The organism is Paracoccus xiamenensis (assembly GCF_011308835.1).
Taxonomy (GTDB): Bacteria; Pseudomonadota; Alphaproteobacteria; order Rhodobacterales; family Rhodobacteraceae; genus Paracoccus; species Paracoccus xiamenensis.
This window is the reverse complement of the sequence record NZ_JAAOHY010000001.1, coordinates 581,164-597,775: the sequence shown is the minus strand read 5'-3', so window position 1 is coordinate 597,775 and position 16,612 is coordinate 581,164. Positions and strand designations below refer to the sequence as shown.

16 protein-coding genes are annotated in these 16,612 nt (G+C 61.7%); 8 read left to right on the top strand and 8 right to left on the bottom strand.

The annotated features are described in order from the left end of the window. Nucleotides 1-85: 85 nt before the first annotated feature. Nucleotides 86-1,315 carry a 5-aminolevulinate synthase gene (gene hemA / locus G7044_RS02995; RefSeq protein ID WP_166325729.1) on the bottom strand — a complete coding sequence of 410 codons (1,230 nt, stop codon included), beginning with the start codon at nucleotides 1,313-1,315 and terminating at the stop codon, nucleotides 86-88. A gap of 156 nt (nucleotides 1,316-1,471) precedes the next feature. Here hemA and G7044_RS02990 point away from each other — a divergent pair, with 156 nt between their 5' ends. After that, entirely contained in the window at nucleotides 1,472-2,854 is a 1,383-nt protein-coding gene (locus G7044_RS02990) for a dipeptidase (protein WP_166325726.1), read from the top strand. A 30-nt stretch (nucleotides 2,855-2,884) separates the two neighbouring features. Here the strand turns inward: G7044_RS02990 and G7044_RS02985 are convergent, their stop codons facing one another. After that, nucleotides 2,885-3,538 carry a transglycosylase SLT domain-containing protein gene (locus tag G7044_RS02985; RefSeq protein ID WP_166325723.1) on the bottom strand — a complete coding sequence of 218 codons (654 nt, stop codon included), beginning with the start codon at nucleotides 3,536-3,538 and terminating at the stop codon, nucleotides 2,885-2,887. A gap of 226 nt (nucleotides 3,539-3,764) precedes the next feature. Here G7044_RS02985 and gatB point away from each other — a divergent pair, with 226 nt between their 5' ends. The 3 genes from gatB (at nucleotide 3,765) to G7044_RS02970 (ending at nucleotide 6,352) form a co-directional block, all read left to right on the top strand. Continuing rightward, nucleotides 3,765-5,279, top strand: coding sequence for an Asp-tRNA(Asn)/Glu-tRNA(Gln) amidotransferase subunit GatB (gatB, locus tag G7044_RS02980; RefSeq protein ID WP_166325718.1), 1,515 nt, complete (start codon nucleotides 3,765-3,767; stop codon nucleotides 5,277-5,279). Then, the gene (locus G7044_RS02975; protein WP_166325715.1) at nucleotides 5,276-5,785 is read left to right on the top strand and encodes a hypothetical protein; all 510 of its coding nucleotides are present in this window, start codon (nucleotides 5,276-5,278) and stop codon (nucleotides 5,783-5,785) included. Before gatB ends, G7044_RS02975 begins: the two co-directional genes overlap by 4 nt. A 63-nt stretch (nucleotides 5,786-5,848) precedes the next feature. Beyond that, entirely contained in the window at nucleotides 5,849-6,352 is a 504-nt protein-coding gene (locus tag G7044_RS02970) for a DUF4177 domain-containing protein (RefSeq protein ID WP_166325712.1), read from the top strand. A 30-nt stretch (nucleotides 6,353-6,382) separates the two neighbouring features. Here the strand turns inward: G7044_RS02970 and G7044_RS02965 are convergent, their stop codons facing one another. The 3 genes from G7044_RS02965 to G7044_RS02955 are packed head-to-tail and all read right to left on the bottom strand — an operon-like array spanning nucleotide 6,383 to nucleotide 8,468. Next, nucleotides 6,383-6,715, bottom strand: a complete 333-nt coding sequence (locus G7044_RS02965; protein WP_166325709.1) for a DMT family transporter — start codon at nucleotides 6,713-6,715, stop codon at nucleotides 6,383-6,385. Further along, nucleotides 6,715-8,025, bottom strand: a complete 1,311-nt coding sequence (gene miaB, locus G7044_RS02960) for a tRNA (N6-isopentenyl adenosine(37)-C2)-methylthiotransferase MiaB (RefSeq protein ID WP_166325706.1) — start codon at nucleotides 8,023-8,025, stop codon at nucleotides 6,715-6,717. The genes G7044_RS02965 and miaB overlap by 1 nt, the downstream gene beginning before the upstream one ends. Nucleotides 8,026-8,084: 59 nt before the next feature. Further along, nucleotides 8,085-8,468 (bottom strand): hypothetical protein, encoded by a 384-nt coding sequence (locus G7044_RS02955; RefSeq protein ID WP_166325703.1) that lies wholly within the window; start codon nucleotides 8,466-8,468, stop codon nucleotides 8,085-8,087. Between the two features lie 74 nt (nucleotides 8,469-8,542). Here G7044_RS02955 and G7044_RS02950 point away from each other — a divergent pair, with 74 nt between their 5' ends. From G7044_RS02950 to G7044_RS02940, 3 genes are all read left to right on the top strand, one after another. Next, nucleotides 8,543-9,322, top strand: a complete 780-nt coding sequence (locus tag G7044_RS02950) for an alpha/beta fold hydrolase (RefSeq protein WP_166327272.1) — start codon at nucleotides 8,543-8,545, stop codon at nucleotides 9,320-9,322. A 106-nt stretch (nucleotides 9,323-9,428) separates the two neighbouring features. After that, nucleotides 9,429-9,605, top strand: coding sequence for a hypothetical protein (locus tag G7044_RS02945; protein ID WP_166325700.1), 177 nt, complete (start codon nucleotides 9,429-9,431; stop codon nucleotides 9,603-9,605). A 45-nt stretch (nucleotides 9,606-9,650) separates the two neighbouring features. Continuing rightward, on the top strand, nucleotides 9,651-10,259 hold the full coding sequence (locus tag G7044_RS02940; protein WP_235931112.1) for an REP-associated tyrosine transposase: 609 nt from the start codon (nucleotides 9,651-9,653) through the stop codon (nucleotides 10,257-10,259). Between the two features lie 59 nt (nucleotides 10,260-10,318). On the opposite strand, the gene G7044_RS02935 is transcribed toward G7044_RS02940, so the two are convergent. The 3 genes from G7044_RS02935 to G7044_RS02925 form a co-directional block, all read right to left on the bottom strand. Then, the gene (locus G7044_RS02935) at nucleotides 10,319-11,044 is read right to left on the bottom strand and encodes a hypothetical protein (RefSeq protein WP_166325697.1); all 726 of its coding nucleotides are present in this window, start codon (nucleotides 11,042-11,044) and stop codon (nucleotides 10,319-10,321) included. Then, nucleotides 11,044-12,843, bottom strand: a complete 1,800-nt coding sequence (gene lepA, locus G7044_RS02930) for a translation elongation factor 4 (RefSeq protein ID WP_166325694.1) — start codon at nucleotides 12,841-12,843, stop codon at nucleotides 11,044-11,046. The genes G7044_RS02935 and lepA overlap by 1 nt, the downstream gene beginning before the upstream one ends. Before the next feature lie 147 nt (nucleotides 12,844-12,990). Then, a complete protein-coding gene (locus G7044_RS02925) occupies nucleotides 12,991-14,682 on the bottom strand; it encodes a DUF3616 domain-containing protein (protein ID WP_166325691.1) in 1,692 nt (563 codons plus the stop codon). A 223-nt stretch (nucleotides 14,683-14,905) separates the two neighbouring features. On the opposite strand from G7044_RS02925, the gene ade reads away from it, so the two are divergent. Continuing rightward, nucleotides 14,906-16,591, top strand: a complete 1,686-nt coding sequence (ade, locus tag G7044_RS02920; protein ID WP_166325688.1) for an adenine deaminase — start codon at nucleotides 14,906-14,908, stop codon at nucleotides 16,589-16,591. Nucleotides 16,592-16,612 lie beyond the last annotated feature (21 nt).

Here is a 16,612-nt window from a genome sequence, read left to right as displayed (position 1 = left end):
GCATGTCGCGCGAATCGCAACTTTGCACAACTTAGTTAAGACAAGGTTATCACAGACGCGAGAGGGGTTCACCCCGTCAGCGTGGTCACGCCACGGCAGCCGAGCGATTCAGTTTGCACTGTGCCCAGAGCGCATCCATCCCCCGCACCAGCGTATCGATCTGATCGGGGGTGTGGACCGGCGAGGGCGTGAAGCGCAGCCGTTCTGTACCGCGCGGCACGGTCGGGAAGTTGATCGGCTGCACATAGATGCCAAAATCGTTCAACAGCATGTCGGACAGCGCCTTGCAATGCACCGGATGGCCGACATGGACCGGCACGATATGGCTGCCATGATCGATGATCGGCATGCCAAGGCTTTTCAGGCGCATTTTCAGGATGCGGGCGTGCAATTGCTGGGCATCGCGCAGCTTCTGCCCCGCTTCCGTCTTCAGGAAAGCAATCGAGGCGGCGGCACCTGCGGCCACGGCCGGCGGCAGCGAAGTGGTAAAGATGAAGCCCGGAGCATAAGAGCGGATGGCGTCGACCATCTTGGCCGAAGCGGCGATATAGCCGCCGAAAACGCCGAAAGCCTTGCCCAGCGTGCCGTTGAAAATGTCGATGCGCCCCGTCAGCCCGTCGCGTTCGGCGACGCCGCCACCGCGGGGGCCATACATGCCGACGGCGTGAACCTCGTCCAGATAGGTCAGCGCGTTGAATTCATCGGCGAGGTCGCAAATCGCCTCGATCGGGCCGAAATCGCCATCCATCGAATAGATCGATTCGAAGGCGATCAGTTTCGGCGCCTCGGGATCGTCTGCCTCCAGCAACTCGCGCAGATGGGCCACGTCATTGTGGCGGAAGATCCGCTTGGCGCCGTCGAAACGCTTGATCCCCTCGATCATCGAGGCGTGGTTCAGCGCGTCGGAATAGATGATCAGACCGGGAAACAGCTTGCGCAGCGTCGAAAGCGTCGCGTCATTGGCGATATAGGCGCTGGAAAAGACAAGCGCGGCTTCCTTGCTGTGCAGGTCGGCCAGTTCGGCTTCCAGCTTCTTGTGATAGACCGTCGTCCCCGAGATGTTGCGCGTCCCGCCAGAGCCTGCACCGGTGGCATCCAGCGCCTCGTGCATGGCCGCCAGAACCGCCGGGTGTTGACCCATGCCCAGATAATCATTGCCGCACCAGACCGTGATCTGCTGTTCGGTCCCATCGGGGCGGGTCCAGATCGCATGCGGAAAAGCACCCTTGCGACGTTCGATATCGATAAAGGTACGGTAGCGGCCTTCATCATGCAGCTTGCCAATAGCCTGGTCGAGAGCGGCGTTATAATCCATCGCGGGGTCCCTTGCCTTGCTTGCTGGGGGCGATCATGTCAAATCGTGCGGACCCCACATTGATAAGTGTCAAATGCCGCAAGGAACAGGGCAAATTTCTGAATATTCGCCAATCGTTTCCACGCGTTTATCCACAGCAAAACAGTCAGGAATACCATGGCAGACCAAAAGCTCGACGAAGTTCTGAACCGGCTGGACGCCGATCTGCCCCAGGCAATCGAGCGGCTGATGGGCTTTCTGCGCATCCCCTCGATCTCGACCGACCCCGCCCATGACAGCGATGTTTTCGACGCTGCGACCTGGCTGGTGAACGAGCTGCGCGTTCTCGGCTTCGCTGCCGAAATCCGCGAGACAGAGGGCCATCCCATGGTTGTCGCATCCACCCCGCAAGGCACTGAAAGAACTATTCTTTTCTATGGCCACTACGATGTGCAGCCGGTCGATCCGCTGAACCTTTGGAACCGCCCGCCCTTCGACCCCGCCATCGAGGAAACCGACGAGGGTCCGGTCATCCGGGGGCGCGGCGCATCTGACGACAAGGGCCAGCTGATGACCTTCGTCGAGGCCTGCCGGGCATGGAAGGATGTGCATGGCGCGCTGCCCTCGGGGCTGACCTTGTTGTTCGAGGGCGAGGAGGAATCCGGCTCGCCATCCTTGATCCCGTTTCTTGAAGCCAACCGTGACGAGTTGTCGCAGTCGCTGGCGCTGATCTGCGATACCGCACGGGCCGCAGATGGCCGCCCGGCGATTTCCAGCCAGTTGCGCGGCTTGGTGGGCGAGGAGATCATCGTCCACGCCGCCAATCAGGATCTGCATTCGGGCAGCTTCGGCGGACTGGCCGCGAACCCGATTCAGATCCTGTGCAACGCGCTGGCGGCACTCAAGGACGAAAACGGCCGCGTCACCCTGCCCGGCTTCTATGACGGCGTCGAGGAACTGTCGGACGATCTTCGCCGCGACTGGGAGGCGCTGAATTTCGACGCCGAGGAATTCCTGTCCCGTGTCGGACTGAAACACCCCGTGGGCGAAAAGGGCCGGATGCCGCTGGAAATGGTCTGGAACCAGCCGACGGCGGAAATCAACGGCATCACTGGCGGTTATACCGGCGACGGCTTCAAGACCGTGTTGCCAGCCGAAGCCCGCGCCAAGGTCAGCTTCCGCCTGACCGGTACCCAAGACCCCGACAAGATCCGCAGCGCCTTCCGCGCCCATGTCGAAAGCTATATCCCCGCCGATTGCCGCGTTGAATTCCACGAACATGGCGGATCGCCCGCAGCGGTGATGGACCTGTCGGACCCGGCTTTTGAAACGGCAAAACAGGCACTGAGCGAGGAATGGGGCCGCGAGGCAGTCTTTATCGGCATGGGCGGGTCGATCCCCATCGCCGGCGACTTCAAGCGCATCCTGAACATGGACACGATGCTGATCGGCTTTGCCAAGGAATCCGACCGCATCCATTCCCCGAATGAAAAATACGACGTCGAAAGCTTTGCCAAGGGCGCGCGCAGCTGGGCGCGCATCCTTGCAGCACTTCGCTGATGGAAAGGGGCGCAACGGCGCCCCTTTTCGTTACCGGCAGTATGATTGCTTGCTGGTCCAGCCGGCGATCGCTGCCCGCTTGGAATTGTTGCGCAGCGGCATCCAGTCGCGCGCAACCCCGCGCCAGCCACCATTGCCCCGCGCAATGGCGTTGTCCCGCCCGACCTGGTTCGCTGCGATCCTGACCGCACAGGCCATGTTCGCCCTGCCGTCCAGCATCGAGCCACCGCAGCCGAAATTCCGCGCCGTCGCGGTCGAGATCTGCATCAGCCCCTGATAGCGGCCACTGCCGCCCTTGGCGCGCGGATTGTGGCTGCTTTCGTATTTCGCCACGGCCGACAACAGGCCGGCCCAGAAAGCCTTGCGGTTCTCTGGGCTTTGGCTGGCATAGGCGGGGCAGAACTCCATCACGTCCGACGGCACCCGCGACATCAGCACCGCGCCTTCGGCATCCAGCGCCGCAAGCGTCGCATCGGTCCATTCGGCGCTGCTGTCGCGCCCGTCCCAGTTCATCGAGGGCAACGGCTCTGCCCCCGGCAGCTTCGACAGCGCCCGCCGGGTCAGGCCGGGTTGGCCCGCATTCAGCGTCGGCGCATCCACGGCCGATTTGCCGATACTGGCACTGTCGCAGCCTGCGACGGCAATGCCTGTGGCCAGAATGGCCAGTTTAACGAGTTTACGCATTATCCACGCTTGCGGTTATTGGTTCTCTGCCGCCGGCTAGACGATCATGCGGCGCGTGAATAGCCGTCGCTGGTAAAGAATCCGGGAAGATCGCCATTTTGGTGATCCACGGTGTCATTCGTGCCATAGGCCCCTGACAGGACGCGGCCAGCCTCTGCGGCCCTCGGCCCTTGCCCGCGCGGGCTGCCCGGCATAGAAACCGGGGCGACAAGACAGGATAGACGCCATGCTCGACCATCTCGAATTCACCACGCCTGAACCCAAGCGCATTGCCGGTGCCAAATCGGACTGGGAGCTGGTGATCGGGCTGGAGGTGCATGCGCAGGTCAGCAGCAATGCCAAGCTGTTTTCCGGTGCCTCGACCACCTTCGGGGCCGAGCCCAACAGCAACGTCGCCTTCGTTGACGCGGCCATGCCGGGCATGCTGCCGGTCATCAACGAATTCTGCGTCGAACAGGCGGTCAAGACAGGGCTGGGGCTGAACGCCGCGATCAACCTGACCTCGGCCTTCGATCGCAAGAACTATTTCTATCCCGACCTGCCGCAGGGTTATCAGATCAGCCAGCTTTACCACCCCATCGTGGGCGAGGGCGAAATCATCGTCGATATGGGCCCCGGTGTCGCGCGCCGCGTCCGTGTCGAACGCATCCACCTGGAACAGGATGCGGGCAAGTCGATCCATGACATGGACCCGAACATGTCCTTCGTCGATTTCAACCGCACGGGCGTGGCGCTGATGGAAATCGTCAGCCGTCCCGACATCCGCGGGCCGGAAGAAGCCGCCGCCTATGTCAGCAAGCTGCGCCAGATCATGCGCTATCTGGGCACCTGCGACGGCAATATGCAGAACGGCAACCTGCGCGCCGACGTGAATGTCAGCGTCTGCAAGCCCGGCGATTACGAACGCTTCATGGAAACCGGCGATTTCGGCGTGCTGGGCACGCGCTGCGAAATCAAGAACATGAACTCGCTGCGCTTCATTCAGGCCGCCATCGAATACGAAGCCCGCCGCCAGATCGCCATCATCGAAGACGGCGGCAAGATCGTTCAGGAAACCCGCCTGTATGACCCGGACAAGGGCGAAACCCGGTCGATGCGATCGAAGGAGGAAGCGCACGATTATCGCTATTTCCCCGATCCCGACCTTCTGCCGCTGGAAATCGAACAGGCCTGGGTCGACGACATCAAGGCCGCGCTGCCCGAACTGCCGGGCGCCAAGATGGCGCGCTTCGTCACAGTGCTGGGGCTTTCGGAATATGACGCAAGCGTCCTGACCGCCGAGGTCGAGAATGCCGATTATTTCGAGGCCGTGGCCGCAGGCCGCGATGGCAAGATGGCCGCGAACTGGGTCATCAACGAGCTGTTTGGCCGCCTGAACAAGGAAGGCCTGACGGTCGAAACCTCTCCCGTCAGCTCCGCTCAGCTTGGCGGGATCATCGACCTGATCAGCAAGGGCGACATTTCAGGCAAGATCGCCAAGGACCTGTTCGAGATCGTCTGGACCGAAGGCGGCGACCCGGCCGAGATCGTGGAATCGCGCGGCATGAAGCAGGTCACCGATCTGGGCGCAATCGAGGCAGCAGTCGATGCGATCATCGCCGAGAACCCGGCACAGGTCGAAAAAGCCAAGGCCAACCCCAAGCTGGCAGGCTGGTTCGTCGGTCAGGTGCTGAAAGCCACCGGCGGCAAGGCCAACCCGGCCGCCGTCAATGAACTGGTGGCGCAGAAGCTGGGCCTGTGACCACCGCGACCGGACAAGCGGGCAAGTGGCGTCTGGCGGGCCTGTTCCTGCTGATCGCCCTGCCCGGCCTGCTTCTGGTCTGGTGGTTCGCGATCTTCAACGCCGCACTTCCGCAGACGGCCGGCGGTATCGTCTTCACCGCCGTGCCGGTGCTGGCCGCCGCCATTGTCGGCGCCTTGTGGCGCGGCACCCTGCCCGCGCAGCCCGACTGGGCCACGCGCCGCCCCTATAGCCGGCTTATGGCCTATCTTCTGTTTGCCGCCGCCACCTTCGTACTGCCCTTTGCAATGGCCGCAATCGCGCTGAAGGCCGAAGGCCACGCACTGATTGATGCCTGGCCCGCCATCCTTGGCCTTGCCGGCGCAACACTGCCCCGCGCCCTGCCAGCGCTGTTTCTGTCGATCACCTTCAACTTCCTGATCTGCCTGATCCAGACCGAGATCGGCCTGTCGCTGGGGGTCTGGATCCGCAGCTGGGCAATGCGCGCATCCGCCAATCGGGCATGACGGGACTGGCCAAGGCCTGCGCTTCTGCCCTATGAAATCGGCAACCACACAGGGAAAAGCAGCATGAGCTCGTTCGAATATACCGCCATTCCCGCGCCGATCCGCAGCGAGAAGGCCAAGGCCGCGAAAACGCCGGCCGAGCGTTACGCCCTGACGCTGACCGATGAAATCAACCGCATGGCCAGCGAGGGCTGGGAATATCTGCGCGCCGAAACGCTGCCTTCGGAAGAACGCAGCGGGCTGACCGGGCGCACGACGCTGTTTCACAACCTGCTGATCTTTCGCCGCCCGAAAGCAGCCGCGACAATGCCGCGTGCGTTGACCGCAGCCGAGGTGAAGCCTGCCGCACCAGCCAACCCGCCCGCGCCGCCCGCCGCGCCCGCGCCCGCGCCGGCTGCCACCGCCAAACCGGCCGAGCAGCCGCGCCCCGAACCCGTCGTAACACCCGCCGCAGAACCTGCTGTCGGGGCCGAGACGACAACCGGCGTCAGCACCACTGCCTCGCCGATCTTCTCGGAACCGATGCGGGTGACGGAAAAGCCCTTGGGCGACAATCCGAAGGGCTAGGACGCGGTCCGGCTTTGCACGGGCTGCTGCTCAGTGCGGGCCAGAACCGGAAAACAGGTTGATGACAACCACGCCGGACGCGATCAGCGCGATCCCGGCGACCGCCGCGCGGTCCAGATGCTGGCCCAGAAAGATCGCGCCGATCAGTGAAATCAGCGCAATGCCGACACCGGACCAGATCGCATAGACCGCGCCCATCGGCATGCTTTGAACCACCACCGACAGCGCATAGAAGGCCAGCCCGTAACAGGCCGCCATGACGATGGTGGGCAGCGGTCGGGTGAATTGCGCGGATTGCTGCAGTGCGGTGGTCCCGACCACCTCCAGGATGATCGCCCCGCTCAGCCAGACCCAGCCTGGCATCAAAGCAGCTTTCCTGCCAGCGAATTGGCGGCCGAATGGGTGATCTCGACCTCGATCAGATCGCCGATGCGGGCGTCAGGGGCCTCGACAAAGACCGAATGCAGATAGTCGGACTTGCCGACCATCTGGCCCTCGATCCGGCCGGTTTTTTCGAACAGCACACCAACGCGGCGACCAACCATGGATTCCTGCGCGGCCTTCTGCTGGCGGGTCAGCAGCGCCTGCATTTCCTGCAAGCGCGCATCCGCCACATCGTCCGGCACGCATTCGCGCCCGGCAGCGGGCGTGCCCGGACGCGGCGAGTATTTAAAGCTGAAGGCGGTGCCATAGCCGACATCCTCGATCAGTTTCAGCGTGTCGCGGTGGTCCTGATCGGTCTCGCCCGGGAAGCCCGCAATGAAATCCGAGGTCAGCATGATATCGGGGCGCGCGGCACGGATACGCTCGATCAGGCGCAGATATTCGGCCGCTGTATGCTTGCGGTTCATTGCCTTCAGAACCCTGTCCGAACCCGACTGCACCGGCAGATGCAGATAGGGCATCAGCTTGGGCTCATCCCCATGCGCCTCGATCAGGTCGTCGGTCATGTCGTTGGGGTGGCTGGTGGTATAGCGGATCCGGTCCAGCCCGTCGATTTCGGCAATGGCCCGGATCAGCCGCCCGAAATGCCATTCGTGCCCGTCCGCCCCCGCCCCGTGCCAGCCATTGACGTTCTGGCCCAGCAGGGTGATTTCGCGGACCCCGCGTTCGACCAGATCGCGCGCCTCGGCCAGAATACGTTCAACCGGGCGGCTGACCTCGGCCCCGCGGGTATAGGGGACGACGCAGAAGGCACAGAACTTGTCGCAGCCTTCCTGCACGGTCAGGAAGGCTGTGGGTGCGCGGCGGGTCGCACGCTTTGGCAGGTGATCGAACTTGTCCTCGGCCGGGAATTCGGTCAGCACACGCGGGCCTTCGCCACGCGCCATCGCCGGCAGCTTGTGATAGCTTTGCGGGCCGACGACCAGATCGACCAGAGGCATCCGGTTCACGATCTCTTCGCCCTCGGCCTGGGCGACGCAGCCGGCCACGGCGATCTTCAGATCGGGCTTTTCAGCCTTCATCGGCTTGAGCCGGCCAAGGTCAGAATACAGCTTTTCCGCCGCCTTTTCGCGAATATGGCAGGTGTTCAGCAGAACCATATCGGCCTCGGCCTGATCCTCGGTCAGGACATAGCCATCCGCGCTCATGGCTTCCGCCATGCGCGAGCTGTCATAGACGTTCATCTGACAGCCATAGGTCTTGATGAAAAGCTTCTTGGGTTCGGCCATGTCGCGTTCCTTTGCAAGCGCGCCTCATACCCGAAAGCAGCAGCAAAGCAAAGCCGCGCTTACAGATAGCCGCGCCAGACCAGCACCCAGATGATCGCGATACCCAGCATCAGCAGCCCGAACACCACCGAGGCGGCGAAGTTGGCCGCCCTCTGCTGCACCCGCGTGATACGCCCGAAAGGCTTCAGATAGGCGACCAGATCGGCATGGGCCTGCGCGGCGGCGCTGAAATCGGTCTGGCGCGCGATCTTGGGGGCATTGGTGATCTGTTCGGCATCCCGCAATATCCGGGCCTTTTTCAGCAGGTTGCGCGGCAGCGCCCCACCCCGGCGCCGGATCATGCCATCCAGCGTCACCATCTCGCCCCGGCGGGCGCCGCCAAGGCGGGTTGCCATCAGCACGGCGACCTCCTCGGCCCAGCTTCGCACGTTCAGCGGTGTCATCGCGTCCCCTTCTGTTGCCCCGCATCATAGACAGGCTGGCGGGGGCGTGCCAGTGCGGCTAAGCTGCGGCCATGATGCTGAATACGATCACATCCGGCCCCACGGTCGAGGATTCGGGCCTGCCGCCGTTGCTGCTGGTCCATGGGCTTTTCGGGTCGGCCAAGAACCTTGGCGGGCTGGCGCGCAGGCTGGACCCTGTGCGCAAGGTCATCTCGGTCGATATGCGCAACCATGGCGATTCCCCGCACGACGCTGATCATTCCTATCCCGCGCTTGCGGACGATCTGGCAAAGGTGATTGCGGATCATGGCGGGTTGGTCGATATCGTTGGCCATTCCATGGGCGGCAAGACGGCAATGACACTGGCGCTGACACGGCCGGAGCTGCTGCGCCGGATGGTGGTGCTGGACATCGCCCCCATCGCCTACGGTCACAGCCAGCAGCGCTATGTCGACGCGATGCAGGGCCTGGATCTGGCAGGCGTCAAGCTGCGGTCTGAGGCCGACCGCAGGCTGGCCGAGACGGTGGAGGAGCCGGGCGTGCGCGCCTTTCTGCTGCAAAGCCTTGATCTGAAGGCAGACCCGCCGCAGTGGAAGCTGAACCTGCCCGTTCTGTCCGATCAGATGCAGGTGCTGACCGGCTGGCCCGAGGGGCTGCCCAAGGCCAGCTTCACCGGCCCGGCGCTGTTTCTGGCTGGCGGCGCGTCGGATTATGCGGCCCCCGGCGCGGCGGCGGATGAGATCCTTGAATATTTCCCGCAGGCCGACCTGCGCTATCTGCCCAATTCCGGCCATTGGCTGCATGCCGAGGAGCCAAAGGCCGTCGCCGAAGCGGTGGCGGATTTTCTGAGCTGACCGCGCTATTTTGCCACTTGGACAGTTCAGATAGGTTACTATCTTGATGCTCTGGGCAAGCAGCCCGACCATAGCGATGGGAGTGACTTTGATGAAGAACCCCTGGATGAGCGCGTGGCTTTCGGCGATGAACAGCGTTGCGGGCGCCTCTCGTGGACGGATGCTGGCCGAAATGCACAAGGCCCAAAGCGAGATGATGCAGGAATGGCAGCGCGTCTGGGTCGAGGCGTGGCTGGCGATGTGGTTTCCCGACATGTCCGGCAGCCGCAAGCGGCGGAAATAGCGGCCGCTGCACGCTTTGTTAACCGGTGCCGGCACATGATGTGCCATGCCGCGCTATCTTCGCCCACGCCTGCCCGGCGTTCCGGTCTTTTTCACCGTCGCCCTCGCGCGGCGGGGCGGTCGATTGCTTGTCGATCATATCGGCCTTCTGCGCGAGGCGGTGCGACTGACCCGTGCCGAGCGTCCTTTCCATATCGACGCATGGGTGGTGCTGCCGGATCACCTGCATTGCATCTGGCGCTTGCCCGAAGGGGATTGCGATTATTCGACGCGCTGGCGTTTGATAAAATCACGCTTTTCGCGCGGTCTACCAATCGGCCCCCTGCGTTACAGCCATATCGCGCGGCAAGAACGCGGCATCTGGCAGCGACGATTTTGGGAGCATCATATCCGCGATGACGCGGATTTCGCGGCGCATATGCATTATTGCTGGTGGAACCCGGTGAAGCATGGCTTTGTCACGCAGCCCGAGGATTGGCCGTATTCGTCCCATCACCGAGACAAAGCCGCCGGAAAGGCGTACGGTGCGTGTTTACACGCACCGTTTGGCGGGACTTGGGCGGGAATGGTGCGTGCGAGCACGCACCCTACGCTTACTGTGCAATTCAAGTATTTGCTTGGTAAAAGTTATTTGCAGTTAACGGCAGGGCACTAACTCGCACACGATTTGAGTCTAAGCGCGCCCAAAGAGATTTGCTCAGAACTTCACAGCCTTCAAGTTAAGAGCGCCGCCAGAATAGACGCTGAAACTCCCACCGTAAGTCCCCACAGCGTTGCTACGACGAATGCTGCGACAGGGTGACGCTCGGCGAAATCAACTGCGCTCCAATACAAGCTTTTTCTGATATTGTAATAGATTTCCGACGATGCAATTTCTAGTGTACGCTGCTGAACTCCTCTACTGCGCAATCTGGCTTGACACTCGTCGCAGATTATTGGTCTATCGCATGACACCGCAATATCGTCCTTGTGCGGCGTCATGTCAAATAGACAGCCGCGTGTATCGGCGTGCGCGTACCGCGTCCAGTCGCCATCTGGTGACAGCAGGCTCTCACCTTTACAAAGGTACATTAAAGAGACAGAGTAACAATATCGAGCCACTAAATTAGAAAACCTGATGCGGTCTCTTTTAAGAATTGAGTTAACCTCAAATGACGTTAAAATTATTCGGGAATCGCCAACCCTCTTAAGTATATAATTCTCCTCTATCGGAAATCCCGCAACTAAGATCAGAATATCCTCATCGTCGCGACCCGGCGCAAAGTGAGAAATGGCTCGTGCAGAATATCCCCATTCTTCATCGGGAAGACAGCTAAATTGATGAGTTTCGATGGTCGGCCAAAAATCGATAATACTACTTTTTATCTTTATGACTTCGTCAAGACCGTCAAAGTGCTTCTTATCCCCGAGAGTTGCAATCTTGATGCTGACTTTCTTCATCACCCATCCATCTTCAACGCCTGAATAAACGCCGTCTGCGGGATCTCGACTTTCCCGAACTGGCGCATCTTCTTTTTACCGGCCTTCTGCTTCTCCAGCAGCTTTTTCTTCCGCGTCGCGTCGCCACCGTAACACTTGGCGGTCACGTCCTTGCGCATGGCGCTCAGCGTTTCGCGGGCGATCACGCGGGCGCCGATGGCGGCCTGGATCGGGATCTTGAACATGTGGCGGGGGATCAGCTCTTTCAGCTTTTCGACCATGACGCGGCCGCGGGCCTCTGCCCGGTCGCGGTGGACCATGATGGACAGCGCATCGACGGGTTCATCGTTCACCAGGATCGACATTTTCACAAGGAAATCCTCGCGATAGCCGCTGATCTGATAGTCGAAGCTGGCATAGCCCTTGGTCACGGATTTCAGGCGGTCATAGAAGTCAAAGACCACCTCGGCCAGTGGCAGGTCATACACCACCATGGCGCGGCTGCCGGCATAGGTCAGGTCAAGCTGGATGCCGCGACGGTCCTGGCACAGCTTCAGCACATCGCCCAGATATTCGTCGGGGACCATGATCGTGGCCTTGATGCGCGGCTCTTCGATATGGTCAACATAGGTCAGGTCGGGCATGTCGGCGGGGTTGTGCAGGTCGCGGACCTCGCCGTCCTTCATGTGCAGCTTGAACACGACCGAGGGCGCGGTGGTGATCAGGTCCAGATCGTATTCGCGTTCCAGACGGTCGCGGATGACCTCCAGATGCAGCAGCCCGAGGAAGCCGCAGCGGAAGCCGAAGCCGAGCGCGGCCGAGGTTTCCATCTCATAACTGAAGCTGGCATCGTTCAGGGCAAGTTTTTCGATGGCATCGCGCAGCGCCTCGAAATCATTGGCATCGACCGGGAACAACCCGCAGAACACCACCGGCTGCGCGGGTTTGAAGCCCGGAAGCGGCGTGGCAGTTGGCTTTTTCTCATGCGTGATGGTGTCGCCGACGCGGGTGTCGCGCACCTGCTTGATGGAGGCGGTGAAGACGCCGATCTCGCCCGGACCAAGTTCCGCAATATCCTTCATCGCCGGGGTCAGCACGGCCAGCTTATCCAGACGATAGGTGGCGCCGGTCTGCATCATCTTGACCTGATCGCCCTTCTTGATGACCCCGTCCATGACGCGGATCATCACCACGACGCCCAGATAGGCGTCATACCAGCTGTCGACCAGCATCGCCTTCAGGGGCGCGTCGCGGTCGCCATTGGGTGCGGGCAGACGGGTGACGATGGCCTCCAACACATCGGGGATACCAAGGCCGGTCTTGGCCGAAATCGGCACGGCGTCGGATGCGTCGATGCCGATCACATCCTCGATGTTTTCCTTGACCCGGTCGGGCTCGGCCGCGGGCAGGTCGATCTTGTTCAGGACCGGGACGATCTCATGATTTGCGTCGATGGCCTGATAGACATTGGCCAGCGTCTGCGCCTCGACCCCCTGACTGGCATCCACCACCAGCAGGCTGCCTTCGACGGCGCGCATCGACCGGCTGACCTCATAGGCGAAGTCGACATGGCCGGGGGTGTCGATCAGGTTCAGGACATAGGTCTTGCCGTCCTTCGCCGGATAGGAAATCCGCACCGTGTTAGCCTTGATGGTGATGCCGCGCTCGCGCTCGATATCCATGCTGTCGAGCAGTTGCTCTTTCATGTCGCGCTCTGCCACCGTCCCGGTCATCTCGATGAGCCGGTCGGCAAGCGTGGATTTGCCGTGGTCGATATGGGCCACGATCGAGAAATTGCGGATGAGATCAAGGTCGGTCATGCGCCGCATATACAGGGCCAGAGGGGACGCTGGAAGAGGGCGCGTGCGACCGCCGCGGATGATTTTTCCGCACAGGCGCAAGGCCCGGCCGAAGGTGCCGGCAGGTTTGGCACCGGCAGGCACGGGTCTGGCCGCACCTGCCCACGGTCACGGGGACAGCTGGTTGTATTCCAGCAGCATGTAACGGGCCGGTTCGTTCTTCTTCGGGTTCCCCTCATCCGACATGATCAGCAGGCGCGGCTCGCCGTGAATGGTGATCGAATCGATGGATTCGACATTGTTGAGGTTGATGATCTCGGGCAGGGCCACCGGTTCCGGCAGGGCGCCGCGCTGACCCGACCAACGCCAAAGCTGTGACATCGGATCGCCGGTATGGGAATCGATCTCGTTCACGATGAGGAAGCTGGACAGAACCGGATCATAGCTGAGCGCACGGATCCCGCCGCCCTGCAGATCCAGAAGGGTCGGTTCGCCGAATTTCGGGCTGGCGCCGTCAAACATCTGATCCGGATTTTCGATGGGCACGATCAGCGACAACCCGGCAACGCGCGGTTCGCGCAGGCCCAGCATCAACTGCCCGCCACTGCGATAGAAGGCCAGGCCCTCGATATTGAGCTTGCTGAAATCGGCAGGTTCACCGGCGGCATCGGCAACAGCCTTCTGCAAGCCTTCATCACGCAGGAGTGCGTCCCGAAGAATGGTGACGCTGGCGATATCGCCGATCTGGCTGCCCCGGACGCGGAACCGAACCAGTTGTTCGCGATCCGGCTGGCGCTTTCCCTTACCGGTCAGCGAATGCGACGTGATGGCATAGACATTCTCGCGTGTATCGATTGACAGCCCCTCCAGATCGTTCAGCTGCCGACCGAAAGCGCGGGTATATTTCTGGTCTGCCGCCGCGTTTTCGATCAATCGACCGTCATCGCCCATGCGCATGACCGAGATCGCCCGCGACGCCTCATCCTCGACCACGATGATCCGGCCATCGGGCAACTGCTGCACGGCGGATGGCTCATAAATATCTTCGAACTCATTGATGCCCAGATTGGTCAGCCGCACCACGCCCTGCCCCGACAGCGCCGGGAACAGGCCGAACAGAGATTTCATTCCGAAGAAGCTGATGACCGAGGCCACCAATCCCCAGCGGAAGATACGGTAAGAGATATCCAGCATGCGGAACTTGCGGCTGGCCATCTGGCCCAGCCAATACAGCTGATCGGCCATTTTGAAATAGACTTGATCGCGGTCCCGCAAAAGCTCTTGCATGCGGATCCAGTACTCGGCCGGGTCCAGCCTGACGCGATCCTCATAGATCAGCAGGTTCAGCCCTTCATACCCGGTCGTTTCCTGTCGCGACGCGTCGATGTAATGGCGCAGTTCATTCCACCGCGCCTTCCGACGGACGAAATCGCGCAACCAGCGTGAAAGTCCGGCAATCGCATCGGCGCGTTCCGGCGAGGCCGCGAGCAAGGCGAAAAAGATGGATCCGGCGGCGGTCAGCATGAAGACCATGGCAGGCAGGATGAAGACCTGCGTCGAGGCGAAAATAAACGCCCCCGAAATCATCAGCGCCGAGATGATAAGGCCGTTCAGCGAGATCATGATATTGGCCTTCATCGCGGCCAGGTTGATGATGTCCAGCTCGGCCCGGATGGCATTGCGAAACAGCGTGTCGACGGCCTTGCCGGAACCCAGCTGTTCGGGCCGGTCACTTTCGACCTTTCCCGATTTCTTCGCCTTCTTCTTGGACTTCGCTTTTTTTCCGACCGCCCCGTCTGAAGACGCAGCCACATCGGCATTCGCCCCGTCGGGGTCCTTACCCGAAATTTCCTCTGACATTACCCCCCCGACACTCTGAAAAATGATCTTACCCCGTTCTGACAGACATTCGCTGCATTAAAGCGCCGCGGCTCGCTTGTTTTGGCGGTCAGGCAACTATTCGCCGCTTGAAACGCGGCAACGACCACTCTACCCGGCCGAGTTCCCGCGGGTCACAGCAGCAAGGGGGGGCTTTACGTCGCCCCAACCCTGCCCGATCATCGCTGCAAAAAAGGAGCGGCATATGTCCATCGAAGACCGCATCGCCCAAGGGCGGGGCGAGCAGCCGGCAGATCTGGTGCTGAAGGGGGGGACCGTCTGGTGCATGGTGACGGGCGCGCGGATCACCGGCGACGTTGCCATCTGCGGCGACAGGATCGTGGGCATCGGGGCAGAGTATCACGGTCGGGCAGAGATCGACGTAACCGGTGAAACGCTTGTTCCCGGCTTTATCGACACGCACCTGCATGTGGAAAGTTCCTGCGTGACGCCGTCCGAATTCGACCGCTGCGTGACACCGCGCGGCGTGACCACCGCGATCTGCGATCCACATGAAATCGCCAATGTGATCGGCGCCGACGGCATCCGCTATTTCCTCGACGCGTCGCGCCACACCCTGATGGATCTGCGGGTGAACCTGTCGTCCTGCGTGCCGTCTTCGCCGATGGAGACATCTGGCGCGGCACTGGATACGGCGGCGCTGCTGACGCTCGCCGATGATCCAGCGGTGATCGGGCTTGCGGAATTCATGAACTACCCCGGCGTCCTGGCCCGCGATCCGGTCTGCATGGACAAGCTGCACGCCTTTGAGGACGGCCATATCGATGGCCACGCGCCGCTTTTGTCGGGACGTGACCTGAACGGCTATATCGCCGCCGGGATCCGTACCGAACACGAGGCAACGACCGCCGCCGAGGCCATCGAGAAGCTGCAAAAGGGCATGCGCATCCTGATCCGCGAGGGCTCGGTTTCAAAGGATCTGGATGCACTTGCACCGGTTCTGACGCCACTGACAGCGCCCTACATGTGTCTTTGCACCGATGACCGGAACCCGTTGGACATTGCCGAAGAAGGGCATCTTGACGCAATGATCCGCCGGCTGATCGGGCATGGCTGCGATCCGCTGGCGGTCTATCGCGCGGCATCGCTGTCGGCGGCAGAGGCGTTCGGCCTGAAAGATCGCGGCCAGATCGCACCGGGCAAACGCGCCGATATCGTGATGCTGTCGAATGTGGAAAATTGTACCGTCAGCCGCGTGATCTGCGGCGGAATCGAGGCGGATGCGGCAGCCTTCGCCGGCCGCGGCCGGCGCGAACCCGTCGGGCTGAACTCGGTCCACCTGCCGCCGCTTGACGCTGACAGCTTTCGCATGCCCGGCACCGGCCCGACGCCCGTTATCGGCATTCAACCCGGCCGCATCCTGACAGATCACCTGATCGAAGACATAAGCCGGATCGACGGCGACCAACGCCCCGACGCCGCCCGCGACCTCGCCCGGATTTCAGTGATTGAACGACATGGCAAGAATGGCAATATCGCCAATGGCTTCGTGCGCGGTTTCGGGATGAAGACCGGTGCCATCGGCTCGACTGTCTGTCACGATCATCACAATATCGCACTGGTCGGGATGGATTACGGGGACATGGCCCTTGCCGCCCGGCGCCTTGCCGAAATCGGCGGCGGCTTCGTCGTGGCGCGGGATGGCGACATCAAGGCCGAGCTGGCCCTGCCCATCGGCGGCTTGATGAGCGAGTGGGGTTTTGAGCAGGTCCACGAGGCCCTTGTTGCCTTGCGCGCCGCCGCCCGAGATCTGGGCGTGGTCCTGCACGAGCCCTTCCTGCAACTGGCCTTTCTGGCCCTGCCGGTCATCCCGCATCTGAAGATCACAGATCGTGGCATGGTCGACGTGGATCGTTTCGCGCTGATCTGAAAACCTTGCCGAACGCGCGGC